Consider the following 24,161-nt stretch of genomic DNA (forward strand, 5'->3'; position numbering starts at 1 on the left):
TGTTAGCGTTTTCGCTGTTGTGACCAGTTGTGGTGGTTTGGCGCGGCCGCCGCAAAAATGAAACCGGAAAATCGACCCCGATCGGTCATGTGCGCTACACAAATCGTATCATCCCGGCCGCTGCAACCCGCCGTGAAACCGCCGCCAACCCCGGACAGGCATTTGCAGGAGCGTATTACAGGCACGTAGTGGAGAGGTAACTGTCAATGTTGACAGGCATGCCGAGGAAATTCGTTTCTGCGTGGCTCGGCGCTTCATTGAATGGAGATTGAAAACCCGCTCAATTTTGTTTATAAGTGAACTCTGACGTGGTTTAAACCGAAAAGCGCACCGACTGCAGGTTCGGCCCGATGATGCGATACTCGCGTCATTCTGTTTACAGGCGTGTTTTAGTGCGCACCTGACGCTTTTAGCGCTGCCTCGCGCCGCTGCCGTCGGTCTCGTGTCAAGGGTCGATTACACGTGAATCAGCTGTAACCCGGTCAGCACATGCCCGGAAACAAATATATAGGCCAACAGGCGACCACGGATGATGTATCGGCGAGGGTTTCATGGGGACGGGCAGGCTGTTCGCCGGGTTTGCGGCGACCCATTGCAGCTCGACGTCGCTACGGGGGAGTGATGATGGACCCACGCTTTCATGATGCTTACCAGCGTTTTCTCGCTGCGAAAGATGAGGATCAGCTCTTCGAGCAGATCGCTGCATTCGCGGCGCAGCTCGGGTTCGAATACTGCTGTTACGGAATCCGCCTGGCAGTGCCCGTGTCGAAGCCAGTGGTAGCCATCTTCGATACCTACCCGGAAGGGTGGATGGAGCACTATCAGAAGAGCAGCTTTCTCGACATCGATCCCACGGTGCGTGCAGGCATGCGCGGCTCGGAACTGATTGTCTGGCCTGAATCCACGGAGGGTGATGCCAGGAGGCTATGGTCCGACGCTTACGATTTCGGGCTAAAAGTGGGCGCCGCGCAATCGAGCTGGGCCGCTCAGGGCGCGTTCGGACTTCTGACGTTGTCGCGCCCGGCGGATTCGCTGAAGGAAACCGAGGTCGACGCATTGACGTTGCCCATGAGTTGGCTCGCAAATGTGTCGCACACGCTCATGAGCCGCTTCCTGGTGCCGGCGCTCGCGCCGGAAAGCTCGGCGACGCTGACGCTGCGCGAACGCGAGGTGCTGTGCTGGACCGGCGAAGGCAAGACCTCCTACGAGATCGGGCAGATCCTCAATATCTCCGAACGCACCGTCAATTTCCACGTCAATAACGTGTTGCTGAAGCTGGCGGCGACGAACAAGACACAGGCGGTCGTCAAGGCCATTGCGATGGGCCTGATCTATACCGGCTGAGAACGCGGTTGAATGTGCGGTTGAATCCGCTTATTGCCTGAATAGCTGACTCAGTCAATCAAATCGCAATGGGATCTTAAGGGACGCTGCTAAGGCACATGCCGCCAATTAAATTAAGAGAGATTTCCGGCGAATTTAAGCTGATTACATTCGCCATGCTGTTGAATGACACCGCTATACGGCGCGATTCCCCTGCCGGCGCATTGTATTAACGGCAGCGGTCTCGCGCCAATAAGGCCAACCGCGAACGGGCGCCGAGTTCCTGGTCGTAATTGGAGAGGCAGCCCTCCAGATTGCGCGTGACAGGAAACGTTGCGACGGCACGCGTGTTCGCGCCGCCCGATTCCAACGACTGGGGAAGCTCCCGGGTGAAATGGATGACTCGCGCGTTGGTGCGGGTGACCTGCAACTCGCCTTCGTCGACCAGCACGCGCAGCATGCCGAGGATCGTCACGCGCGAAACGGAAAAAACATGGGCCAGTTGGGTCGCCGTGTATTTTTGGCCGCATTGCATGCGGTTCAGCAGCGAGATCTTTGTCAGTGTCATGGAGCCTCGAAGCCAACTGGTATCGACACGCGGCTGGATGCGCGCATCTTTACAAAACACCAACGTCCGCGCGATGTGCGCCTTCCGCGTTGCGGCATGCCCGTCGTGACGCTCGTCACGCGGGCTGCTCGCCATTCTTATGATGCTCTCAGGTTCCAACAGCCCTCGGTAAGGCTCGAAACTTTCCTTGCGCCGCGCCCGCGGTGGGCGGAACAGCTCCAATGCCAATCCGGACGGGCTTTCGCCGCCCCGGCTCGTCAACCGGTCCACGCACGCCGATTATGCGGGACGACTATCGGACGGATAACTGTCAACAATGACAGTTCCATCAAAAGGCCGGAAATGATGCGGTGGGCCTCCTGCACTAAATTGATCGGTAACTTTGACCCGACTCGCCCGGTGTCATCCCTCACCTGTCAGACTTTCCAGTTACTTCGTCTCTTGTGGCGCCAAGCCGTACTGCCACGCGCGCAGCCAAGGCTATACGCGATGCTAGCGGACCCGCGCGTACCGGATTGACCGGCAACCGAATTTCCCTCGATCGCGCGCGCCATTGGCAGCCTGTTCAACGCATCGCGCTCTCAGCTGCCCCGTTATCCTCTGTTGCCAGCAGCAGAACGAACTGGCAACGCAGGAACTGATCCTGGCGTCGAACCTCGTCGACATTGCGCGGCGATACACGAAGCGAGCGCGCCGCCTCTGGCCGATCGGTCACTGTTTATTTGTGGAGGGCCTATTCTTCGGATGCGCTGGGATGGGTTGAAGGAGCCTTGCAGACCGCGGAGATTTGTTGAAGAAGTTGGGGTTGTAAAAGGCCGACATCAATTAGGTTAAGGAACCGCCGCCCACGGCAGGTGTGATGGGCGGCGGGAAGACTGCGAATCAACCTCTAATAAAGCGCCGTCCCGGCTTCATAAGCATTTACAAACGCCTGCCAATCCAGTTCGACCTGCGCTGCATAGCTAAAGGCAAAGCTCGCAATCTCCGACTCCAACCCGCTCGTACTGGTCACAGCATTACTCACCTCCTTATCGATGCTGTACGAAACAATCGCGCTGTTGTAGTCCTGATCGGAGATGGCATGTGCCGACGCCAGCGCCTGCCCTAAATAGGTCGCAGCGGTATTGAGCTTGCCTGCGCTGGTTAGCTGCGTATAGTCGAAATCTTCCTCATACGGTGACTTCTCGTGAAAGTAAAACGTCATGCCATTGATCGTGGCATAACCCACCAATACGTCGGCGTTGAGCGTCTGTGCCTTGTTCGTCAAGGCAACGCGCGCGGCATCGTTGCTGTTGTCCGCGGATAACAGCGCCTGCCCGTTGCTGCTCGCTTCGGCAACGGCACTGGTGGTTTCCTGCTTGATCTCGAGAATCACGTCATCTGAGGTAGAAGCAGACGGGCCTTCGATCAGAATGTAGTAACGGAGCTTGCCCAGACTGCCGACGCCCGAGCCCAATTTCTGGTGAATGTCCTTTACCTGATAATAGCTCGCGGCGTACTGCTTGGATGAAGAAATAGTGCTGACGTAGCTGCTCATCGCTGCGGCGATGTTGTTATAAGTCGTGCTATCCACCGGCACCAAAGTGTTGGCGATGTTCTGGAAGCTGCGCACGCCGTTCGTCACCTGGGTGTACTTGCCTAGCAGATTGGAGCGGCTATCACCCTTGGAGTCGCTGATCGCCGTCTGCACCACGCCTGACGTATTGCCATTTTTAAGCTGGAAGCTGAGTTCTGCGCTACTGCCCATGAAGGTATTCATTTCATTGACGTAGGCACCCACCATGGTGTCGATGGCCGTCGTGATATCGCTGTCGGCGATACCGTTAGCGCGTCCTGCCAAAACCATGCTGGCGGCAAGCCGACGCAGATCCCAAACGTACTGGCCAAGATAGCCCTCGTCGAAATCATCCACGGAAAACACGTTATTACCGCCGCTGTCTTGCCAGGCGCCGAAGTTGCCGATGTGAGCGTCGCCGCCTATCCACGTAAAGCCGGTCTGCGTGGTGGTGTAATGGGACGCGGGCAGCGTGAGCATGTCCTGATAGAAGATGTGATCGGTGCCGCGATAAAAATCGAAGGCGTCAGCCGCCATGGTCGACATCTTTGTCGCGAGATCGGTGCTGTCCGTAGCCGCAAACGGATGGTTGTAATTGTAGATCTGCGTGACCACCCAGCTTGGGCGCGAAGTCTGTGCCTGAGCGGCAGACGCATACAGCAGGCAGACGGCGGACAGCGCGATTGCCAGTTTTTTCATGATTCTCCCCCTGACATAAAGAAAGAGGGGCGACATGGCCCCTCCCCGACTGGAGTTGCTCATTCAAACAACGTTCGATGACAACGCCGTGACTCGACGGCCCTGCCGGAATTGGCGACAATCTCGCTTCCGCCAGTTCTCGCAGACAAGTCCGCAATGAGTCACCACGAAAGATTGATCCAAATCGCACGACATTCGTCCTGGTGTATGTCTGCGCTGTCCGCGGTGCGTGAATCCGGCTTGAAGTCCTGGTGCATCGGCGCTGGGGCAATTCGCAATCTGGTCTGGGACTCGCTGCACGGACATGAAACTCCAACGCCCCTGACCGATGTCGACGTCGCGTACTTCGACGCCTCGAATCTTTCTGCGGCTCGCGACGCCGAGATCCAAAGCCGTCTGGCCGCGCAATGTCCCGGCGTTCCGTGGGAAGTCACCAACCAGGCCACCGTTCATCTTTGGTACGAAAACGCGTTCGGCCACGCGGTACCTCCCTTGACCTCGCTGGCCGACGCCGTCGCCTCTTGGCCGGAGTACACGACGGCAGTCGGATTGACTCTGCTTGATGACGACACAATGGATATCTGCGCACCATACGGACTCGACGACCTCTTTTCCATGGTCGTGCGGCGCAACCCTGCGCGCGTCAGCGTCGAAACCTATCGTCAACGAGTCGAGCAGAAAAGATATCGGGAACGCTGGCCGCGAGCCACCGTCATCGCTTAGGAATGCAGATTTATATCTGCAGATCGGAAAAGCATTAATCCACGAGGACACCAATGAACCGAAGAAAGAGACTGACTTTTTGGGGCGCCGACGAAAACGACGATAGTCTTCCGCGTGCCGTAATGGAGGGTCACAAGACTGTCACCGCTGAAACGGTCGAGGAATACTACAAACCGTATGGCGAATATGGCGACGGCAGCTACGCGCCGGGTGACGTGATCGAAGTCTACGATTTAAAGCAGCGGCTTCGCTGCATCATCAAGGCAACCAAGGTCTATACGATCAAATTCGGCGACATTCCCGAAGAGGTCTGGCGCGGCGAAACATTTTCCAGCGCGGAGGAATTCCGCGAGTGCCATATCCGCTGCATGCCGCACGTTGACCTGCATGACCGTTTTGAACTCGTGACACTGCACTTCGAACTGGTCGAGATCATCGCGCGTGAGGTCGCTAACTGATATCCTTACGCGCCGTACTTCGCAGCAAACTCCTCCGCGCTCAGTTCTCTAAAGTCCGCCAATGCCGCGTCGATCTGCTGCGGATTCCAGTCCCACCAGGCAATCTGCTGCAAGCGCTCCGCAACCTGCGGTTCGACACGAAACCGCAGCACGCGCGCCGGCACACCAACCACGATCGCAAACGGCGGCACGTCTTTGGTCACCACCGCCCCGGATCCAACCGCCGCCCCAGTGCCAATCTTGACCCCGGGCATGACAATCGAGTTATGCCCAAGCCATACGTCGTGACCAATCTCGACCCGATCCTCTGCGCGCCAATTGAATATGCTGGCGTCGTCATCGAGAGAAAGCCCATAAGAGCGCGACCGATACGTGAAGTGGTGATGCGTCGCTCGCCACGTCGGATGGTTGGGCGGATTGACACGCGCCCCGGTCGCAATGTTCACGAACTTGCCGATCACCGCATGAGCGATCTGATTGTCACCCATCGCATAGCCGTAGTCGCCCATGATTGTTTGGGCAACATAGCTGCGGGGTCCGAGATACGTAAAGCGCCCAAAATCGCTGGCACGAACCACCACGGTCGGGTGAATCTCCGGCGTATCCGACATGACGCGGCCTTGCGTCCACGGATCCGCCGCGACGCCATGATTGATCAACATAGTAGTGCGAATTTAAATGATGAGAAAAAACAGATGATGCCAGCCTCGTACTCACATAACAAGGCCACGCAGATAGGCAGATACGCGCTCGGCGCAAGCAACCAGCAGGAAGGTCGCAATCAGCAGAAACGACACGGTCTGATACTGAAACAGGTTCATGGCCGTCAACAACTGAAAACCAATGCCGCCCGCGCCCACGAAACCGAGCACGAGTGACGAACGCAGATTTTCATCGAAGCGAAATAGCCCAATGCCGAGCAATGAAGGCAATACGCCCGGCACAACCGCATGGCTCAACACCTGCAAGCGGCCGGCGCCGGTAAGCGTCAGCGCTTCGACCGGCCCCATGTCCATATCTTCGATCACTTCCGCAAACAGCCTGCCAAGCATGCCCACCGAATGCACTGCGAGCGCAAGCGCACCCGGAAACGGGCCAAGCCCAACGGCCGTCACGAACAACAAGGCCCATACCAGATCAGGAACCGCGCGCGTCACGCCGATCACCGCGCGTGAGGCGACATACAGAGGCTTTGCCGGCGTGACATTCGCAGCGGCCAGAATCGCGAGGGGAAAGGCCAGAATCACACCGAAAACGGTGCCGAAAATCGCCAGATCGATCGTCTCGAGTACCGGCCACAGGTTCGGCGCGAACTGATCGAACGCCGGCGGCATCGCGCGGGAAATGATGTCGGCCATGCCGTGCGCGCCGGTCACCAGGTCCTGCGGACGCGCCTGCACGACGATCCAGGCCTGCACGAACAGCGCCAGCGCAACGACGCTGATGCACACCGTCCAGAACGGACGTGCGCCGGGCGAACCGCTCGGCGCACGCATTTCCAGTGCCTTGTTCATGAAGCCTCGTCGACGTAGAGCTGCGCGATCTGCTGACTGGAGACTTGCGACGCCGGGCGGTCGAACTCCATCCGCCCACGACGCAGACCAACCAGCCGGTCCGCATAACGCGCGGCCAGTTCCGGTTGATGCAGCACGCACACCACGGCAAGACCATCTTCACTGGCAAGGCGGCGCAGCAGTCGCATGACTTCGTCGGCTGCTTCGGGGTCGAGGCTGGCGACTGGTTCGTCGGCAAGCAGCACGTGTGGCCGTTGCGCCAGAGCTCGTGCAACGGCCACACGTTGCGCCTGTCCGCCCGAGAGCGTGCCCGCCCGTTGACCGGCCAAATGCAGCAGACCGACTTCGTCCAGAAACGCGCGCGCCGGCTCGATTTCTTCGCGCGGCACACGCCCTATTGCGGTAGCCAGCGTTCGGTGACGGCCCAGCGTGCCGCAACAGACGTTAGCCAGCACACTGCGCCGTTTGACGAGATTGGCGTTCTGCGAGATCAGGGCAAGCGGCAGACGCGCCCGGCGCAGCGCTTTACCCGCGAGTGCGGCGAGATCGCGTCCAGCCACCTCGACCGACCCGCTGGTCGGCTTATTCAGTCCTACTACGCACTTCATAAAGGTCGATTTTCCGCTACCGTTGCTGCCTAGCACCACGACCATCTCGCCCGCATCGACCGAAACGTTGAAATCACGCAGCGCCGTATGACCGTTGGCGTAACGCATCGTCAGGTTGTGGACGGCCAGCTTTTCGCCGGGGGCGAGCGTGGTGCGCGGCGCTATCGCGTCGGTGCCGGACCCTGCTGCGGGAAATGCCCCTGCAGTAGCGTTCAGCGGCAAATCACCAGATGCGCTGAGCGTGGTATTCACAGCTTTGCGAGATCGATATGAAGCGTCGTTACCAGATCACGAATCTGGTCATAAGCGGCATCCGATTGCGGCACCGTCTTCAGTTCGGGATTTTCGTTTGCCGCGAGGAATTTCTGGTCGACCTCCGGCAATTGACGCAGATCCAGCGAGCTCAGCACACCGGCCAGGCGCGCCTTGAAATCGGCAGGCAAATCGCCGCGCACCGCGAACGGGTCGAGCGGAATGGGTTGCGACTGCCACAGAGTCACATACGCCGCCGGATCGTATTCGTTATGCAGCTTGGCGCTGGAGATTTCCTCGCTGTTCAGCTCGCCCGCTTCAACCTTATGGTTGCGCAACGCTTCGAACGAAGCGGTGTGGCTGCCTGCGTAGATCGCCTTCACGCCCTTGTCGGGATCCACGCCAATCTTGCTCAAACCATAGGCCGGAAACAGATGACCGGAGGTGGATGCAGGATCGGCATAAGCGAACGAATGACCGTTGGTGTCAGCCAGGGTCTTGATACCCGAGCCCGGCCACGTGACGATCGACGCGTAATACGAAGCCGGCTTGCCTTCGTCACCGGCGAATGTCGCTACGGCTTCGGCATGCGCGACCTGATGGGCCAGCACATAACCGAGCGGGCCGAATTGACCGAATTCGAGCTTGTTGTTGCGCATCGCTTCGATCTCAGCGTTATAACTCGTCGCCACATAAAGCTGTACGGTGCAGCCGAGTTTGTCGCCGATCATCTTGGCCAGGTCCGTGTACACCGGCAGCATGCGTTGCGCCGATTCGTAAGGTTCGACACCAAACCGGACCACGCCATTGTTCGGACAGGTGCCCTCTGCATGCGCCGCGCTGGAGACGAGTCCCGCCGCGAACGCCACGGCTGCTAAAACTTTGGATACCTTCATATTTTCCTCAAGTCGTATTAAAAGCGTAGCGTGCGATGCAGCGGAGATTGACAGACCATGTCGTGGCCGCGCTAATTGTCGCAACTATCCTGGGACGACAATCGGCGCGGCGCTTGATGCCTCATTTGGCGCATTCTAGAAATCGCATATGACACATCCATGTCCACATGGAGACGTCTAGATGAATGGATCGCTGTTACGTTGGCTTGCCCACCGAACCGGTCTCGGCACGGCCGCGTCTCAAACAACCCGCTCGCCCGCACGCCACGTTTCGCGCGGCACGGGCAGTGCATCGTGCATCCGCACGCGCACAAAATCGGCTCGCAACCCGGGCGAAATCGCACCGCGATCGTGCAGACCCACTGCGCGAGCGGGTTCGGAAGACACCGTCGTCATGGCGCGCGCTAGCGTCCAGCCGGCCTTGTCGACGAGTTCGAACGCCGCAGTCAACAGACTCGAAGGCACATAGTCGGACGAAAGGATGTCGAGCAAGCCGGCCCGCGCAAGTTCCAGCGCGGAGACGTTGCCCGAGTGCGAGCCGCCTCGCACGATATTGGGTGCGCCCATGATCGTGGCGATGCCGTACTCGCGCGCAGCCCGCGCAGCGACGCGCGTCGTCGGGAATTCGGCTAACGCGACGCCTTCGTCGGCGGCCTGTTCGACGTGCTCGATCGTCGTATCGTCATGACTCGCCACCGGTATGCCGAGCTTCAGGCAGCGCGCCACAATTTTGCTGCGGTGTTCGTCCGCGTAGCGCTCCTGGCCGTCCGCGAGTTCCGCTACTACGGCGGCGAAACGTTCGTCAGTCAGCTTGCCGTGCCGCTCCTGCCAGCGGCGCCATTGATTGGCATCGTGCCATTGCCGCTGTCCAGGCGTGTGGTCCATGACCGAAACGAGCCGCAACAGCGGATGCGTATAAAGCGTATCGAACACTTCGACCACGTCCGGCGCCGCGATTTCACAACGTAAATGCAGTAAATGTTCAGCGCGTAGCAGCTCACTCGCGGATAAGCGCGCGAGCGCCTGCGTACACTGCGTCTGCAGATCGCGATTGTGCATGTCCACGTCGGAGCGCGCCCCAATCCGCAACGAGTCGAACACTGTCGTAATGCCGGCCGCCGCAACCTGAGCATCGTGAATCACAAACGCCGCGTCGATATTCCACCGCACGCCGGGACGCGGTGCAAGATGCTTCTCCAGATTGTCCGTATGCACCTCGATCAGACCCGGCAGCAAATAATCGCCATTCCAGTCGACGGCTTCGCGCGCCGACGTGCCGCCGCGTTCGACATCGCGGATGACGCCGTCTTCGACGCGCACGGTCCCGGCAAACTCTTCGTCTCGCGTAACGATGCGAGCGTTTGTGATCAACATCGACATACTCCGTCTGCGCATACCCTCAGCGTAAAGTTGCTGTATGACGCAATTATGGTGGTTGTAATCAGATGCCCGCAGCCTCAACATCATCTAAACGTCTAGATGTATCGGCACGCGGCGATAGAACCTGAACACGCAAGCAACGTGCGTCACGAATTCATCATCGCTCGCGCACCGGAATGCGCGGAAAACACGGTCATTTGATCCGGCGGGAATGACAACACCATGACATCGGCTGAGAAAATATGAGCGAATACAGTGTTCGAACAGCGCAAGCGCCCCGCTGCTGCGCCACAAGCCGTTGCACCGATTCCCAGCCGCTCAACCGGCGCTCAGTCCAGAATCGGACAGCCAAGGTGCAATTGATACGAAGAAACGTGAAGAAAAGGCTCAGCGAGATGCCGCTTTAGAACAGATTCCCGTAGAGCGGCACGGTGGCCGCTCCCAGCGCAGCCGAAATCTCGCTGTTTGCGCGGCCTTGATGGAACATGAGGCGTCCGGGGCGGCCGTTCATTTCGTATTCGGCCGCCGCGTCGCGCGCTCGCTCGATGAGACGCCGCAATAATTCTGGCGGCAACAGGCCGTTAATAATGACATCCGATACGTCGACCACGTTCGACACGCCGGCCAGCACCCGGCCCAGATCGTCACCGGCCTGCTCGACCCATCGATCCAGCGCCGTGCTGTGCTTTGCACGCAGTTGCGTGAAGTCGAGTTCGGCGGCATGGTCATGCCCAAGTGCATGCGCGAGTCCGCGTAAGGACACCACGGTTTCGAGGCAACCGCGCGCGCCGCAAAAGCACGGCTTGCCGTCACGATGCGCATTGACGTGGCCGATCTCGCAGCCATTTCCGGTGAGACCGCGCACGGCGCGGCGATTCATCAGTAGCGCGCCGCCCAGACCGTTGCCGATGAATACGTGAATATAGCTGCCGAGGCGCCGGCCATCGCCGAACCAGTATTCGCCGAGGCCCGCAGCCGTGCCGTTATTCTCGATATGGATTTCGTGATCGACATGCTGCGACAACGCCTCACGAAATTCAAAATCGCGCCAGCCAGGATATTCGGCGGACTGGCAGACGAGACCGCGCACCGAATCGATGGCGCCCATCACCGAGACGCCGACGCCGAGCAGTTTGCCGACCCGTTTCGGATGGTCGCGCAGGCCGTCGTATAGTCGTCCAAGCACCCGCACCGCGCTGGCCGGGTCCTCGATAGACAGTTGTTGGCGTGCTTCGTGGACCACATTGCCGGCCACGTCGACCAACACGCCAGTGGCAAATTCATGATCGAAGTGCAGACCGATCGTGGCCGCATAGCCGGGGATGATGCGCAGATTGCGCACCGGCTGCCCCGTCGTGCGTACCTCGCGTTCAGTCGATTCTTCGACCGCGCCCTCCCCGATCAACGCGGTGACGATATTGGTGATCGTCGCAGCAGTCAGGCGTGTCGATGCGGCGATCTCGGCGCGCCCGATGCCCGGGTCCTGCCGAATGGCTTCGAGCACGAGCGCCCGGTTGAGGTCGCGCACACGAGGCCCGTTAAATCCGTGATGATGCCGGGAATGCCTGTTCGACACGCGAGTCTGCTCCGTTGCAGTTAAGCCCCGTGCGGCCCGCGCATTGCAAGGGCGGTCGGGGTGGGCGATGAAAAGCGAGCAGTATACCTGGCGTCAATAATCGGCACCCGGGTGAGACTTGGATGAAACTCAGGTAATCGTGTATCCGCCGTCGATCATCACATTCGAGCCGTTGATCATTGCGGCATCCGTGCTCGCCAGATACAAAATGGCGGAAGCGATTTCAGCCGGCTTGGCAAACCGGCGGGTCGGAATCGCGGCGCGCGCCCGCACGCCTGTTTCCCCGGCCCATCCGCTCAGTCCCAGTTCGGTCTCGACCACGGTGGGCGAGATCGCGTTTACCGTGACGCCTTGCGGACCCCATTCGAGCGCCATACAGTTAGTCATGCCAATGATTCCGGCTTTGCTCGCGCAATACGCAAGATGACCCTCGATGCCGATGACCGCGGCCTGCGACGCCAGATTAATAATCCTGCCGCTTTTGCGCGCGATCATGTTCGACGCGAACGCCCGCGCCACCAGAAACGGCCCTGTCAGGTTGACGGAGATCGTTTTGTCCCACGTTTCAACGGGAAAATTTTCTGCTGGCGCCAGCGGGCCGATGCCGGCATTGTTGACCAGCACGTCTACGTGACCGAAACGCGCCAGAATTTCATTCGCGGCCGTGGTAACGGATTGCGCGTTACTCACGTCGGCCACCCAACCGCCATGCCTGGCACCGAATGAAGACGCCACTTCCGTCACCGACCCGGAACGGTCCATGAGTGCCAGGGTGGCGCCCGCCTTCGCGAACAGCTCGGCGGTCTTGTGGCCGATACCGGCCGCCGCACCGGTAATGACGACGACCGCGTCCGTAAAGTCATAACTCGTGCTCGATTTGGAGGCCATGACGATTCCTTGATCATGTGTTGATATCAGCTCATCCAGTTGCCGCCATCCACATTCAGCGTCTGCGCCGTGATGTAATCGGCGTCTGCCGACGCGAGAAACACGGCGGCGCCGGTCAACTCGGACGGACGGCCCATGCGTCCCAAAGGCACCGCCTCGCCGACAAGGCGCTTCTTTTCACCGACCGGCCGGTTTTCGTAGCGCGCGAACAGTGCGTCGACGTCTTTCCACATCGGCGTGTCGATCACGCCCGGTGCAATGCCGTTCACATTGATGCGGTGTGGCGCGAGCGCCAAAGCGGCCGACTGCGTGTAGCTGATCACCGCAGCCTTGCTCGCGCAGTAGTGCGAAACCAGCGCCTCCCCACGACGGCCAGCCTGTGAAGCCATGTTGACGATTTTGCCGCCGCCGCCCTGCTCCACCATCTGCTGCGCCACCCGTTGCAGCAGAAAGAACATGCCCTTCACGTTGACCGCGAAGATGCGCTCGAAAATTTCCCACGACTCATCCAGCAGCGGCCGCATGTCGAAAATCGCAGCGTTATTAAAAAGAATGTCGATCCGCCCGAATCGCTCGACGGCGGTACGCACGATGCTCTCTATACCTTCGCGCTTCGTGACGTCGGCCTGCAGCAATACGATTCGTTCTGCCGGTATGCCGCTATACGTTTTCTCGAGTTCGGCCTGCGGCTTGACGTCGACGACGACCAGCTTGGCGCCTTCGTCCAGATAGCGACGCACCACCGCCTCGCCGATTCCGGCCGCTGCGCCCGTCACGATCGCAATCTTGTCCTTGAGTTGCATCTACGTCTCCTGTCAAAAATCGTATTGGCTGAAAGCAGCTTGAGAGCGCATTTACACGCGGCACGCGGACGCGTACATGCCGACGACCTCTCTCACCTTGCTCTGAATGATGCTCATGGGCGAGCCGTCAATCGCGCCACGGCGCATGGCCCAATATTGAACCGGCAAATAGCGGCTTAGCAGATTCTCCGGAATCGAAATTGCCGCGAGGTTGTCGATCAACTTTTGAGCCGCGGCTTCGACCGCGGGATCCGCCCAGTAATACCGGACGCGATCGCTATAGCTGTAAGTGCGCAGCAATTGCCGCCCGTGGTCATCGCCGTGGTAGTACTTTTGCCAGTTGCCGGGTTTGGCGAGCATGACCGCTTCGACCACGTCACGCAGATTCGAGCGCTCGCTCCTGACGACGACCTCGGCTTCGATGTCCGCGAGCGCATACAACGCCTCGCGTAGCGCGAAAGTCACGCCGGGGCCGACCTTCAGAATGCCGAACCCGTCGTGCACGAGTTGCCGCAATGCTTCGGGCTTCTGATAATCCGTCGAATGCGCTTCGAAGACCATGCCCGGCAGTTGCTCGAGAACGCGGGAGAGTTGCGTGGCCAGTTCAGGCTGGTAATCGATTACTTTCGTATGATCGAATTCGACGCCTGGTTGAACGACCAGGGCGATCACCCGCTCCCACGCATCGCTCAGACCGCGCTCTTGCCACGCGCGGCGATGGACCGCGACCGTATCGAGCGCCGCTTCCCGGCGCGTCACTTCCACGCTTTCCAATGCTTCGCTGGCGCCACCCGGCACCGGCACCTCGGTGCCGATCACGTACACCGGTTTCGTCGCCAGTCCCGCGTGCGCAGCCGCTGTTTCCGCAATCGCACACAAACGCGCGGCACGGTCGGCGACAACGCTATCCGCCAGTCGAGCCGGATCGCCGCCGCAACTCATGCTGGTATCGAGGTGGATCTTGGCGTATCCCGCCGATACATAGGCGTCGATCAACACCTCCGCCCGCTGCATGGCTTCTTCGGCGGGCAGGCTTCGCCACGCATTCGGTCCGAGATGGTCGCCGCCGAGAATCAAATGGTCGCGCGCGAAACCCACGCGATCGGCAATCGCATGAACAAAGAGTACGAAGTCCGCGGGCTTCATGCCGGTGTAGCCACCGAACTGATCGACCTGATTCGAAGTGGATTCGATCAGCAGCGGCGTGCCATCCTCCAGCGCCTGCTGCATCGCCGCGCCCAGCACCCACGGATGCGCAGAGCAGATCGAGTAAATGCCCTTTAGCCTCGCGCTTGCGGCATGATTGCCGGACAGGCGCGCAACGACGTTATGCATGATTGTGCTCCGGCGTATTCGCAATGAACTCATCGAGCTCGGCGCGCGTGGCAGTGCCTTCCATCGGTCCCTTGACGGTTACCGCGATTGCGCCGCTCGCGCGGGCATAGCGCAGCGCCTGCTCGACCTCCATGCCTTGCGACCGGCAGGCGATGTAGGTCGCGCCGAAGCAATCTCCGGCGCCGGTCGGATCGATTTCATCCACGGAGAAAGCCGCACGATGTATCTCAGTGCTGCCGTCGTGGAAACTGCAACCGTCCTTGCCGCGCTTGACGACCACCTCGCGCACGCCGCGCCTGAACAGTTCTTCGAGCGCGCCGGCCTCGGAACTTGCGGTGGCAAGCAGCGTCACCTCATGGCCGCTGGGTAGAAAGATATCGGTGTAGTCCAGCACGAAGTCGAGCGCCTTGCGCATGTCAGGAATGCGTAGCATTTCTTTGCGGACGTTCGGATCGAAACTGATGGTGCCGCCCTGCCCCTTCACCGTCTCAAGCACCTTTTTCATGGCTTCGACGATGCCAGCCGAGAACAGCGACGACCCCATGACGTGAAAATGCCGGCACTCCTTCAGCAAGCCTGCGGGAATATTGTCGACCGATAACAGCCCTGACGCGCTGTTCGCGATGTTAAAAATGAAATCGCGCTCGCCGTTTTGCCGGTAAGTCACGAAGGCGCTGCCGGTGGTCGCCGTTTTGATGACCGTGATGCCGGAGACGTCCACGCCATCCGCACGCAGACGCTCAACATTCAGGATACCGAAATCATCATCGCCCACACAGCCGATCATCGCGCAACGGCTGCCCGTCTTGGCGACCTGATCGATAAAGATAGCCGGCGCGCCGCTAGCATAGGGACCGATAAGCGTGCCGGGCCGCCGAAACGACTGCCCGAGCTCGACCGCCATGATCTCGACAAGGATCTCGCCCATGGTCAGGATGAAGCCGGTCTCGCCGGCCTTGTACAGTTCGGAATTCGCCATAACGGATAAAGGAGCGGCCTGCTCGCCGCGCGAACATGCCCGGTTGCGATGAACCCTCTGCCGTCTGGCGGCGCGAGGGCGGCCCGTTTCAGCGCGTCGTATAGCCGCCGTCGACGACCAGCACTTCGCCCGTTACATAGCTTGCGGCCGGCGAACAGAGGAACAGCGCGGCGGTCGCGACTTCCTCAGGCTGGCCGACGCGCGCCATCGGCGTCATGTCGCGCCAGATGGGGAACCACTCGTCGTTCGCAATGCCGCCGCGCGACATGTCGGTTTCGATGTAGCCGGGCGCCACCGCATTCACGCGGATGTTCTCGGCGGCCAGTTCGCTGGCGAGACTCTTGGTCATCATGTGGACGGCCGCTTTCGAACTGTTGTAGGCCACCTGGTTCTGCGGAATGTTGGAGATGATCCCGGAGATCGAACCGACGTTGAGAATCACGCCGCCGCCCTGCGCGCGCATCGGCGCGAGCACCGCGCGGCAACCGCGAAACACGGCGTCGACATTCAGGCTCATGATGCGGCGCCAGCGCGCTTCGTCGAAGTCGCCGCTGTCGCCGTGAATCGCCACGCCGGCGTTGTTGACCAGCACGTCGATACGGCCGTGACGTTTGAGCACGTCGTCGACCAGAATCTGCGCCGCCGTCTCCTGCTCCAGGTCCGCCGCGATAAACTCCACCTCGTATCCCGCGTCGCGCAGGCCGCGTTCCGCTTCGGGTACCGCGCTGCGGCTGCTGATGACGAGCCGCGCCCCGGCCTCGCCGAAGGCGTGCGCGATGGCAAGCCCAATGCCGCGCGTGCCGCCGGTGATCAGCGTGAGCTTGCCGTCGAGGCGAAATTTTTCAAGGATCATGATGAGTCTCGTGGAGTGGTGGAAAGATCCATTCGGACCGGAACGAGATTAAATCAATTGATTTAACTAAGTCAACGGCATTTGCCCGACATGGGGGAAACACCGATCCGGCCACCAACGCGCAAACGCGCCGGGCGGTCGGGCGCGAGACGGGCGACAGATCCGCGCAGCGAGCGGCAAGCGTGAGCGCAGACATCGCGCACCGCTATTGAGGCACAGTTGCCGCCTGCTGTCCGGCTAACGTTAAAAAACACTCCAACTCAATGCCAAACTACAGCAATCGCGATAGCGCCAAACAGACACCACTTCATGACGTAGTAAGCAGTGCGATTCCAGGCCTTTATCCGCTTACCGGCCAGACGCACGGAATAGATATAACGAAAAATCCGATTCAGGCCGCCAGTCCGATCCCCGACTTCATTCGGCGACGCAGCCGCGCGCAACAGAAAATCGCCGATTCGTCCGATGATTATCTGCGCCCAGCCAAACTTCATTGGCCGCTCGATATCGCAAAAGAGAATGATGCGATCTTCCGTGGTCTGATTGGCGGCGTGGTGCAGATAGGTTTCATCGAATATCACGTCTTCCCCATCCCGCCATGAATAAGGAATGCCATCCACGACGATGGCACAGCGATCGTCATTCGGCGTAATCAGCCCGAGGTGGTAACGCAGTGAACCCGCAAATGGATCGCGATGCGGATTGAGCTTGCCGCCCGCCGGCAGCATCGCGAACATTGCGGCCTTGACCGAGGGAATCCGTTGCAGAATCTCGATGGTACGGGGACATAGCGCCTGCGCCGAGGGGTGCGGATGGTCGTACCATTTCAGATAAAAACGCCTCCAGCCAGTGCGGAAGAACGAATTAAAGCCGATATCGTTATAGGCGCCCGCCGCGCGAATCCTGCTCGCTTCAGCCAAGGCAAGCGCTTCCTCGCGAAATACTCGCCATTCGCTTTTGAGCAGCGCAAGTTCCGGAAAATGCTGTGGCGAGATATACGGCGTGTTCGGCACCGATGAAAATAGATACGCAAAGCAGTTAAGCGGTGCAGTAAGCGTTGAGTGATCGGTTAATTGTCTAAAGAAACTGCCGTGACGGACCCGGCCACGCCAATGCATGAAGACCGCACAAAAGACGAATAGTAAAAGGATGCCCCAGCGCATGGCCAAAGGACCTCTTGAGATGACTCAGTAATGAAGCCAATTATACGAATCTCCCAAAAAATTCGCTGGAAACGCGCCAACCGTCCAATGCCCGATGCAATATGTTCAGATTAGAAATTATTGCGTTACAGCCAATAATCCATTCTAAATCCGGTAATAAATAGCCAAGCCACCGTATGCGCGCTTTTACCCGCATCGCGCGCGAGTGGGCCTGCGCGGCTGCCATACCTGCGTCGTGCGTACCGGGTATCGTTACGGCTTTTCTCCGCTTCCCTAACCATCGACAGGACATTGCAATGACCCGAATCGCATCCCTGCTGGCCACGGCAGGAATGTGCGTCATGACCGGCCTCGTGCCGGCCCATGCCGCAACCGCCGACCCGACTGGCCAGCCCGCCGAGCAGGCCGCCGATTTCACCGAGCCCGAGTTCCACTTCGCCGATGGCACGACGTTGCCGGAGATCCACATCCACTATGCCGCCTTGGGCACGCCGCACCGCGACGCGCGCGGCGAGATCGACAATGCGGTATTGCTGATGCACGGCACTACCGGCACCGGCAAGGCCTTCCTTGCACCGGCGATGCGCAAGGAGCTGTTCGCGCCGGGCCAGCCGCTCGACGCGAGCCGCTACTTCATCGTCATGCCCGACGGCCTCGGCCGCGGCGGTTCAAGCAAGCCGAGCGACGGCCTGCACGCCCGCTTCCCGCATTACGGCTACGGCGACGTGATCGAAGCGAATCATCGGCTGCTGGTCGAGGGGCTGCATATCAATCACCTGCGCCTCGTGCTGGGTACCTCGATGGGCGGCATGCAGACCTGGATGTGGGGCGAGCGCTATCCGCAGATGGCCGACGCCTTGATGCCGATTGCCAGCCAACCCATCGCCATGGCCGGCCGCAACTGGCTGTGGCGGCAGATGATCGTCGGCGCGATTCGCAACGATCCGGGCTGGCAGGGCGGCGACTACACCGTGCGGCCCACCCAATGGGCCCGCGTGATGCCGATTTTCACGCTCATCACCAACAACCCGGCGCGCATGCAAAGCGAGGCGCCCAATCGCGACGCGGCCACGCAGATGTACCAGACGCTCGTCGAGAACGCCCAGAACAGCGACGCCAACGACGTCCTGTACTGGTTCGAATCGTCGTGGGACTACAATCCCGCGCCTGATCTGTCGAAGATTCGCGCGCGTCTCTACGCCGTCAATTTCGCCGACGACCTGATCAACGCCGCGGACCTCGGCGTCATGCAGCAGGAGATCAAGGCGGTGCCGAACGGCAGTTTCGTCGAAATTCCGGAGACCGCGCGTTCGTATGGCCACCAGACGCTGGCCCATCCGGACGTGTGGAAGCCCTATCTCGTGCAATTATTGAGCGACACGGCCAAAACGCATTAAGCCGGCAGCCGCTTCAGCAAACCCTCCCGCACCGGCACGGCCCGTTTACGCCTTGCCGGTGCGGGTACACGCCAGGCCACGCGCCAAGCCAGACGCCCACGCAGCGCCCCTTCAATTTCACCGTCCAACCTTCATTTCCCTGACTAATTGCCGTAAACCCGGATGGCCCGCGTGCTTTCCCGCCGCGACGTTTTCCGTCTGCTTGCTGTGTCCCGAGGCATCCATGTTTTCGAACATCACGATCCGCGCCCGTCTCGCCCTGGCGATGGGCTTCCTTGGTTTGCTCATGACGATCGGCGCCGCGCTCGGCGTCACCGGCATTGCACTCAGCAATGGCGATCAGAAGGAGCTGTATTCCAACGAACTCTCCTCGGCCATCGCCATTGGCAAATTTAATTTCTACTATGCGCGCGGCCGGCTGGTGCTGGACCGGATCGCGGCTCAACCGGACCGGCCGGATATCGCGACCCTCGAAGGGCACGCCCGCGAGCAGTTCGAGATCGGCGACAAAGCCTGGCAGACCTATCGCGCGCTGCCCGCCGAAGCGCAGGAGCAACAGTTGCGCGACGCTGTGGAAGAGAAGCGCGCACTGGCGATGAACGGCCCGGTCGCGCAAGTGTTTGCCGCCATCGACCGGCGCGACACCGCGCAACTCGCCGATCTGATTTCGAACAAGATGACCGCGCCGTTCAACGAGATCACCGACCGTTCCGCCGAACTCGAAAAGCGCCAGGCCGACCAGGCGCGCCGCCGCTACGACGCGGCGCAGGACCGCTTCCATGCGATTCTCGCCATCGCTGCCGTCGGGCTTCTGATTGGCCTGTCGATGTCGGCGTTCGCCTGGCATGCGCTGCGCAAGTCGATTGCCGGTCCGCTGGACGACGCCACCCAGCATTTCCGCGCAATCGCCGAGGGCGACCTGAGCCGCAGCATCGAGATCCGCTCGCGCGACGAAATGGGCCAAATGATGGAAAACCTGCGCCTGATGCAGTCGCGTCTGCGGGACGCGATGGTCTCGGTGCGCGACGGCGCGCATTCCATTTCGACGGCAACCGCGCAGATCTCCGCCGGTAACACCGACCTGTCGCAACGCACCGAAGAACAGGCCGCGTCGCTCGAACAGACCGCCTCGAGCATGTCCGAGCTGACCTCGACGGTGCGTCAGAACGCCGACAACGCGCGTCAGGCCAGCGAACTCGCGCGCGCAGCGGTGGGCGTGGCGCACGAAGGCAGCAACGTCGTCTCCAGCGTGGTGACGACCATGGACGAGATCAACGCAAGTTCAAAACAGATTGCCGACATCATCGGCGTGATCGAAGGCATCGCCTTCCAGACCAACATTCTCGCGCTCAATGCTGCCGTCGAAGCGGCGCGCGCCGGCGAACAGGGTCGCGGTTTCGCGGTGGTGGCGGGCGAAGTGCGCACGCTGGCGCAGCGCAGTGCGTCGGCGGCGAAGGAAATCAAAACGCTGATCAGCGAATCGGTCAACCGGGTGGGTAACGGCACCGAGCTGGTGGGTCGCGCGGGCAAAACCATGACGGAGATCAACGACGCCGTGCAGCGCGTGACCGACATCATGGCCGAGATCGCGGCCGCGTCCGAGGAACAGAGCGACGGCATCGAACAGATCAACAAGGCCGTCTCGCAGATGGATGACGTCACGCAGCGCAATGCCGCGCTGGTCGAGCAGGCCGCGGCTGCCGCGGTCTCGCTCGAAGAACAGGCCACGCGCATGAGCGAAGTGGTGGGCGTGTTCCGCTTGCCCGCGGCCTGATGGGTTCGTGACCCGAGCGCGCGGGCGCTACGAGCGGTCGCGGTTGCGCGTGCGGGTGGCGCCGGTGATGATCGCCACGCCGAGCATGATGACGGCGACGATCTCGATGGTGTGCTGGGAAACGTGCATGGCGATCAACGCCCAGCACACGCCGCCAATCAGAACGAGCCAGCCGACCAGATAGATGACCAGGGTCATTGTTGTTCTCCTTTTGTAGGCCGTGCATGTGACCGGTTCATGCGACGGCTTCGTGCAAACGACTAACCGGTCGGTGGAGCAGCAGTTTTCAGACCTGAATTCCCGCCGCCCATCCAGCCCTATCACCCCACCCGCCTTGAGATGTCACAAAGTTATCACTTGATTTTCTAATTGATTACGAATATAAACACGAATCATTTTCATTTACTACAAAGGTTCGACCGCGGTTGCAAGCAGGCCTGAGGGCAACGCTGGATTCGTGGTCGCGCTCGCTCGGGGTTTGCATATGGGTCGCAGTAAAGGGGCGGGTCGGCGCTCGCCGCTCGATAAAAAGCAGCTGCTGGTCAACGCGCTGCTGGCGGCCGGTCTGATCGGCATGGCCGCACGGCCGGTGCTGGCCGATACGGCCGGCAGTACCGGCGCCAATCTCAGCGCCACCAGCGACGCCAGCACCCAGCAACTCCCCGCGGTAACCGTCACCAGCCAGCAGACGCACGGCTTTGCGCCGGCCGCCGTCGCCACCGGCCCATATAGCGGCATGGACGCGCTGGACGTGCCGGCTACCGTCAACGTCGTGACGCGCGGCGTCATGGATGCGCAGGGCGATACCGGTCTTTACGACGCGCTGCGCAACGTGGCGGGCGTGACCCGCCAGCAGTTGAGCGGCCTTGCGTACGACAACCTGTCGATCCGCGGCATCCCGCTCGATAACCGCGCCAGCTTCTACTTCAACGGCATCCTGCCGATCGACAACAACATCTGGATGCCGATGGAAGACAAGGAGCGCGTCGAGGTGCTGAAAGCGGCCTCCGCGCTCTACTACGGATTCGCGGCGCCGGCCGGCATCGTCAACATGGTGACCAAGCGCGCCGGCACCGAGCCGGTCACGAGTGTTTCGGCAGTCGGCGACTCGCGCGGTTCGTATGGATCGAGTGTCGATATCGCCCGGCGGTTCGGCACGGATGAGCAGTTCGGCGTGCGCGTCAACGCCATGGACGAGCACGTCGAAACGCCGATCGAAGGCGATCACGGCTATCGGAAATTCATCAGCGCGGCGCTCGACTGGCGCGTCAACAATCACCTGACGCTCCAGTACGACCTCGAACACATCGAAACCAGCGTCGTCGAACAGGCGGGCATCGTGCCGCTCGCCGCGAATAAACAGGGCGTCATCTCGCTGCCCGGCATTCCCGATCCGACCAAACTCCTGTCCGGCGCGGGTTATCCGACCCGTGCCAGCGCGGACACCAACCTGCTGCGCGCCAATTACGCGCTGACCGATAACTGGAGCGTGAACCTTGCCGTCGGCGAGTCGATCACGCGGCGGGACCGCTGGAACTGGGTATTCCAGAAATACAACGTGGCAACCGGCGCCGGCAGCGTGCAAGCCACGCAGCAGAACGGCCAGCGCTATCAGAACGAGACGGTGCGCCTCGAGACCAACGGCGTGTTCAAGACCGGTTCGATCGGTCACGACCTGACGCTGGGCGTCTCGCAGGACTGGATGTATCAGCCGGATTTCACCTCGTACACCTTTACGGCGCCGCAAAATCTCTACAACCCGGTCGATATCACCGCCTTGACGCCCAGCGGCACGCCGAAGCCGTTTTTCGCACAGCACGTGCGCAACGGCGGCGCCTATGTGTTCGACCGGATCGACCTGACGCCGCGGCTGGAATTCATTCCCGGTTTGCGGCAGTCGGAGTACATCACCTCGCAGGCGGGTACGCCCAATTCGGATGTCAGCAAGACGACGCCATCAGCCAGCCTGAGCTTCAATGTGACGCCGCGCACGAGCGTCTACGCCAGTTATGTAGAAGCATTGGAGTCCGAAGGAACCGCGCCGGCCACAGCGGAAAACGCCAACCAGATCCTGCCAGCCGGCGTCAGCAAGCAGGAAGAGATCGGCATTCGCAGCGAGATCAGCGGCAACATGCTTGCGTCGCTGGCGCTATTCAATCTGCGCCAGCCATCGGCCGACACCAACGCCGACAACGTCTACGTGCTTAACGGCAACGCGCGCTACCGTGGCATCGAATTCTCGCTGCAGGGCGACGTCACGCGCGACCTGTCGATCATCGCCTCCGCGGTCTATCTCGACGCTACCCAGGTCGACTCGCCCGACCCGACCCTCGTCGGCAAAACGCCCGAGAACACCGCGCACGTGACAGCCAGCCTGTTCGCCGACTATCACGTGCCGGCGGTCGCCGGGCTGTCGGTCAATGGCGGCATGTACTACATCGGGCCGCGCGCGGTGAACGACGAGGACCAGGCATCGATCGGCGGCTACACCCTGTTCACCGCGGGTCTGCGTTATTCGACACGGATCTTCGGCAAACGCGCGACGGTCCAGGCGAACCTCGAAAACCTGACCAACAAACGTTACTGGAGCGCGGTCGGATCGAACCAGATCGGCGTGGGCCTCGCGCGCACGCTCGAACTCAGTTCGACGATCGATTTCTAGCGCGTGCACCCCGTTTTTGCACCCCTACCCCTCCACGCAAACTCACACGACATCATGGCAACCACGCTGGAAAACAACGCCGACCAGGCTGCATCGCAAGGCAAGGAGCCGAAATCGCGCTCTCGCCGCAGCACCTTTCTCAAATGGCTTCGCAAGGTCCACGGCTGGGTGGGCTTGTGGGGCGCGGTGCTCGGTCTGCTGTTCGGCGTGACGGGCATTCTGCAAAACCATCGCGCGACGCTCAAGATCAAGGTCGGCGGTCCCGATGTCTCGACGATCCAGGTCGCGGTGCCGACGCCGCCGCCCAGGTCGCCGCGTGAACTGGCGAAGTATCTGCAAGCGCAGCTCAAGCTCGACCGCCCGGCCGAACGGGTGAGCCGCGAAGCGGCTAAACCGGTCACATGGGGCGATCAGTCCGTGATCCAGCCCGAGCACTGGACCATCCGCTTTATCGCGCCAAGCTATCTGGTCACGGCCGATATGTGGAAAGGCGGCAACTTCGTGAACGTCGAACGCCGCGACCAGGGCTTGATCAACACCATCGAAGGCCTGCACCGCTCGGAAGGCGCCGGAGTCGGCTGGATCCTGTTTGCCGATTCGATTGCGGGCAGCCTGATCCTGCTTTCGCTCACCGGCGTGCTGCTCTGGACGGAACTCAATCGTCGCAAAACGATTGGCGCTTCAATCTTCGTGGTGTCGCTGATCACCATGCTCGTGCTGGCATTGCAGTCGGCGTAGGCCGGTCCGCTGCCTTC

Annotated in this window: 22 protein-coding genes; 7 read left to right on the forward strand and 15 right to left on the reverse strand. The window is 60.7% G+C overall.

The window, feature by feature from the left end; translation table 11 throughout:
- The first annotated feature begins 624 nt into the window (after nucleotides 1-624).
- A complete protein-coding gene (locus FQ755_RS08670; RefSeq protein ID WP_144153228.1) occupies nucleotides 625-1,344 on the forward strand; it encodes an autoinducer binding domain-containing protein in 720 nt (239 codons plus the stop codon).
- 208 nt (nucleotides 1,345-1,552) lie between these two features.
- Here FQ755_RS08670 and FQ755_RS08675 read toward each other — a convergent pair whose 3' ends face one another.
- A complete protein-coding gene (locus tag FQ755_RS08675; protein ID WP_144153123.1) occupies nucleotides 1,553-2,113 on the reverse strand; it encodes a hypothetical protein in 561 nt (186 codons plus the stop codon).
- Nucleotides 2,114-2,780: 667 nt separating this feature from the next.
- The gene (locus FQ755_RS08680) at nucleotides 2,781-4,145 is read right to left on the reverse strand and encodes a DUF2252 domain-containing protein (RefSeq protein ID WP_260858437.1); all 1,365 of its coding nucleotides are present in this window, start codon (nucleotides 4,143-4,145) and stop codon (nucleotides 2,781-2,783) included.
- Nucleotides 4,146-4,352: 207 nt separating this feature from the next.
- On the opposite strand from FQ755_RS08680, the gene FQ755_RS08685 reads away from it, so the two are divergent.
- Complete coding sequence (locus tag FQ755_RS08685; protein WP_260858438.1) at nucleotides 4,353-4,868, forward strand: nucleotidyltransferase family protein; 516 nt, start codon at nucleotides 4,353-4,355, stop codon at nucleotides 4,866-4,868.
- Nucleotides 4,869-4,921: 53 nt separating this feature from the next.
- A complete protein-coding gene (locus FQ755_RS08690) occupies nucleotides 4,922-5,326 on the forward strand; it encodes an ASCH domain-containing protein (protein ID WP_260858439.1) in 405 nt (134 codons plus the stop codon).
- A 5-nt stretch (nucleotides 5,327-5,331) separates the two neighbouring features.
- On the opposite strand, the gene FQ755_RS08695 is transcribed toward FQ755_RS08690, so the two are convergent.
- The 12 genes from FQ755_RS08695 to FQ755_RS08750 form a co-directional block, all read right to left on the reverse strand.
- On the reverse strand, nucleotides 5,332-5,988 hold the full coding sequence (locus FQ755_RS08695; RefSeq protein WP_144153127.1) for a DapH/DapD/GlmU-related protein: 657 nt from the start codon (nucleotides 5,986-5,988) through the stop codon (nucleotides 5,332-5,334).
- 51 nt (nucleotides 5,989-6,039) lie between these two features.
- Nucleotides 6,040-6,840, reverse strand: coding sequence for a phosphonate ABC transporter, permease protein PhnE (phnE, locus tag FQ755_RS08700; RefSeq protein WP_144153129.1), 801 nt, complete (start codon nucleotides 6,838-6,840; stop codon nucleotides 6,040-6,042).
- Nucleotides 6,837-7,700: a phosphonate ABC transporter ATP-binding protein gene (gene phnC, locus FQ755_RS08705; protein ID WP_260858441.1), complete on the reverse strand. Its 864-nt coding sequence runs from the start codon at nucleotides 7,698-7,700 to the stop codon at nucleotides 6,837-6,839. Before phnC ends, phnE begins: the two co-directional genes overlap by 4 nt.
- Complete coding sequence (locus FQ755_RS08710; RefSeq protein WP_144153131.1) at nucleotides 7,697-8,596, reverse strand: phosphate/phosphite/phosphonate ABC transporter substrate-binding protein; 900 nt, start codon at nucleotides 8,594-8,596, stop codon at nucleotides 7,697-7,699. The genes phnC and FQ755_RS08710 overlap by 4 nt, the downstream gene beginning before the upstream one ends.
- Before the next feature lie 240 nt (nucleotides 8,597-8,836).
- Nucleotides 8,837-9,970: an alpha-D-ribose 1-methylphosphonate 5-triphosphate diphosphatase gene (locus tag FQ755_RS08715; protein ID WP_144153133.1), complete on the reverse strand. Its 1,134-nt coding sequence runs from the start codon at nucleotides 9,968-9,970 to the stop codon at nucleotides 8,837-8,839.
- Nucleotides 9,971-10,379: 409 nt separating this feature from the next.
- The gene (locus FQ755_RS08720) at nucleotides 10,380-11,504 is read right to left on the reverse strand and encodes an ROK family protein (protein WP_186308460.1); all 1,125 of its coding nucleotides are present in this window, start codon (nucleotides 11,502-11,504) and stop codon (nucleotides 10,380-10,382) included.
- A 177-nt stretch (nucleotides 11,505-11,681) separates the two neighbouring features.
- Nucleotides 11,682-12,440: a GolD/DthD family dehydrogenase gene (locus tag FQ755_RS08725; protein WP_144153137.1), complete on the reverse strand. Its 759-nt coding sequence runs from the start codon at nucleotides 12,438-12,440 to the stop codon at nucleotides 11,682-11,684.
- A gap of 26 nt (nucleotides 12,441-12,466) precedes the next feature.
- On the reverse strand, nucleotides 12,467-13,243 hold the full coding sequence (locus FQ755_RS08730) for an L-iditol 2-dehydrogenase (protein ID WP_144153139.1): 777 nt from the start codon (nucleotides 13,241-13,243) through the stop codon (nucleotides 12,467-12,469).
- Between the two features lie 51 nt (nucleotides 13,244-13,294).
- Nucleotides 13,295-14,578: a D-tagatose-bisphosphate aldolase, class II, non-catalytic subunit gene (locus FQ755_RS08735; RefSeq protein ID WP_144153141.1), complete on the reverse strand. Its 1,284-nt coding sequence runs from the start codon at nucleotides 14,576-14,578 to the stop codon at nucleotides 13,295-13,297.
- Complete coding sequence (locus tag FQ755_RS08740) at nucleotides 14,571-15,557, reverse strand: sugar kinase (RefSeq protein WP_144153143.1); 987 nt, start codon at nucleotides 15,555-15,557, stop codon at nucleotides 14,571-14,573. Before FQ755_RS08740 ends, FQ755_RS08735 begins: the two co-directional genes overlap by 8 nt.
- Before the next feature lie 88 nt (nucleotides 15,558-15,645).
- Nucleotides 15,646-16,410 (reverse strand): SDR family NAD(P)-dependent oxidoreductase, encoded by a 765-nt coding sequence (locus FQ755_RS08745; RefSeq protein ID WP_144153145.1) that lies wholly within the window; start codon nucleotides 16,408-16,410, stop codon nucleotides 15,646-15,648.
- Between the two features lie 260 nt (nucleotides 16,411-16,670).
- Entirely contained in the window at nucleotides 16,671-17,573 is a 903-nt protein-coding gene (locus FQ755_RS08750) for an aspartyl/asparaginyl beta-hydroxylase domain-containing protein (RefSeq protein WP_144153147.1), read from the reverse strand.
- 296 nt (nucleotides 17,574-17,869) lie between these two features.
- Here FQ755_RS08750 and FQ755_RS08755 point away from each other — a divergent pair, with 296 nt between their 5' ends.
- Complete coding sequence (locus FQ755_RS08755; RefSeq protein WP_144153149.1) at nucleotides 17,870-18,970, forward strand: alpha/beta fold hydrolase; 1,101 nt, start codon at nucleotides 17,870-17,872, stop codon at nucleotides 18,968-18,970.
- A 223-nt stretch (nucleotides 18,971-19,193) separates the two neighbouring features.
- The gene (locus FQ755_RS08760; RefSeq protein ID WP_144153150.1) at nucleotides 19,194-20,744 is read left to right on the forward strand and encodes a methyl-accepting chemotaxis protein; all 1,551 of its coding nucleotides are present in this window, start codon (nucleotides 19,194-19,196) and stop codon (nucleotides 20,742-20,744) included.
- Nucleotides 20,745-20,771: 27 nt separating this feature from the next.
- On the opposite strand, the gene FQ755_RS37235 is transcribed toward FQ755_RS08760, so the two are convergent.
- A complete protein-coding gene (locus FQ755_RS37235) occupies nucleotides 20,772-20,942 on the reverse strand; it encodes a hypothetical protein (RefSeq protein WP_186308461.1) in 171 nt (56 codons plus the stop codon).
- A gap of 286 nt (nucleotides 20,943-21,228) precedes the next feature.
- On the opposite strand from FQ755_RS37235, the gene FQ755_RS08765 reads away from it, so the two are divergent.
- Together FQ755_RS08765 and FQ755_RS08770 are read left to right on the forward strand one after the other, a co-directional pair.
- Nucleotides 21,229-23,406 carry a TonB-dependent siderophore receptor gene (locus FQ755_RS08765; protein WP_144153152.1) on the forward strand — a complete coding sequence of 726 codons (2,178 nt, stop codon included), beginning with the start codon at nucleotides 21,229-21,231 and terminating at the stop codon, nucleotides 23,404-23,406.
- Between the two features lie 54 nt (nucleotides 23,407-23,460).
- Entirely contained in the window at nucleotides 23,461-24,144 is a 684-nt protein-coding gene (locus FQ755_RS08770; protein WP_144153153.1) for a PepSY-associated TM helix domain-containing protein, read from the forward strand.
- Nucleotides 24,145-24,161 lie beyond the last annotated feature (17 nt).

Origin of the sequence: Paraburkholderia sp. BCC1885, assembly GCF_900996235.1 — a bacterium.
In the GTDB taxonomy this organism is placed as follows: domain Bacteria; phylum Pseudomonadota; class Gammaproteobacteria; order Burkholderiales; family Burkholderiaceae; genus Paraburkholderia.

Excerpts from the sequence above, each read along its gene's own strand:
- FQ755_RS08695 (WP_144153127.1), bottom strand. The coding sequence starts at position 5,988 with ATGTTGATCAATCATGGCGTCGCGGCGGATCCGTGGACGCAAGGCCGC.
- FQ755_RS08750 (WP_144153147.1), bottom strand. The coding sequence starts at position 17,573 with ATGCGCTGGGGCATCCTTTTACTATTCGTCTTTTGTGCGGTCTTCATG.
- FQ755_RS08740 (WP_144153143.1), bottom strand. The coding sequence starts at position 15,557 with ATGGCGAATTCCGAACTGTACAAGGCCGGCGAGACCGGCTTCATCCTG.
- FQ755_RS08715 (WP_144153133.1), bottom strand. The coding sequence starts at position 9,970 with ATGTTGATCACAAACGCTCGCATCGTTACGCGAGACGAAGAGTTTGCC.
- FQ755_RS08735 (WP_144153141.1), bottom strand. The coding sequence starts at position 14,578 with ATGCATAACGTCGTTGCGCGCCTGTCCGGCAATCATGCCGCAAGCGCG.
- FQ755_RS37235 (WP_186308461.1), bottom strand. The coding sequence starts at position 20,942 with ATGACCCTGGTCATCTATCTGGTCGGCTGGCTCGTTCTGATTGGCGGC.
- FQ755_RS08685 (WP_260858438.1), top strand. The coding sequence starts at position 4,353 with ATGTCTGCGCTGTCCGCGGTGCGTGAATCCGGCTTGAAGTCCTGGTGC.
- FQ755_RS08710 (WP_144153131.1), bottom strand. The coding sequence starts at position 8,596 with ATGAAGGTATCCAAAGTTTTAGCAGCCGTGGCGTTCGCGGCGGGACTC.
- FQ755_RS08770 (WP_144153153.1), top strand. The coding sequence starts at position 23,461 with ATGGCAACCACGCTGGAAAACAACGCCGACCAGGCTGCATCGCAAGGC.
- FQ755_RS08725 (WP_144153137.1), bottom strand. The coding sequence starts at position 12,440 with ATGGCCTCCAAATCGAGCACGAGTTATGACTTTACGGACGCGGTCGTC.
- FQ755_RS08690 (WP_260858439.1), top strand. The coding sequence starts at position 4,922 with ATGAACCGAAGAAAGAGACTGACTTTTTGGGGCGCCGACGAAAACGAC.
- FQ755_RS08670 (WP_144153228.1), top strand. The coding sequence starts at position 625 with ATGGACCCACGCTTTCATGATGCTTACCAGCGTTTTCTCGCTGCGAAA.
- FQ755_RS08680 (WP_260858437.1), bottom strand. The coding sequence starts at position 4,145 with ATGAAAAAACTGGCAATCGCGCTGTCCGCCGTCTGCCTGCTGTATGCG.
- phnE (WP_144153129.1), bottom strand. The coding sequence starts at position 6,840 with ATGAACAAGGCACTGGAAATGCGTGCGCCGAGCGGTTCGCCCGGCGCA.
- FQ755_RS08745 (WP_144153145.1), bottom strand. The coding sequence starts at position 16,410 with ATGATCCTTGAAAAATTTCGCCTCGACGGCAAGCTCACGCTGATCACC.
- FQ755_RS08760 (WP_144153150.1), top strand. The coding sequence starts at position 19,194 with ATGTTTTCGAACATCACGATCCGCGCCCGTCTCGCCCTGGCGATGGGC.
- FQ755_RS08755 (WP_144153149.1), top strand. The coding sequence starts at position 17,870 with ATGACCCGAATCGCATCCCTGCTGGCCACGGCAGGAATGTGCGTCATG.
- FQ755_RS08730 (WP_144153139.1), bottom strand. The coding sequence starts at position 13,243 with ATGCAACTCAAGGACAAGATTGCGATCGTGACGGGCGCAGCGGCCGGA.
- FQ755_RS08765 (WP_144153152.1), top strand. The coding sequence starts at position 21,229 with ATGGGTCGCAGTAAAGGGGCGGGTCGGCGCTCGCCGCTCGATAAAAAG.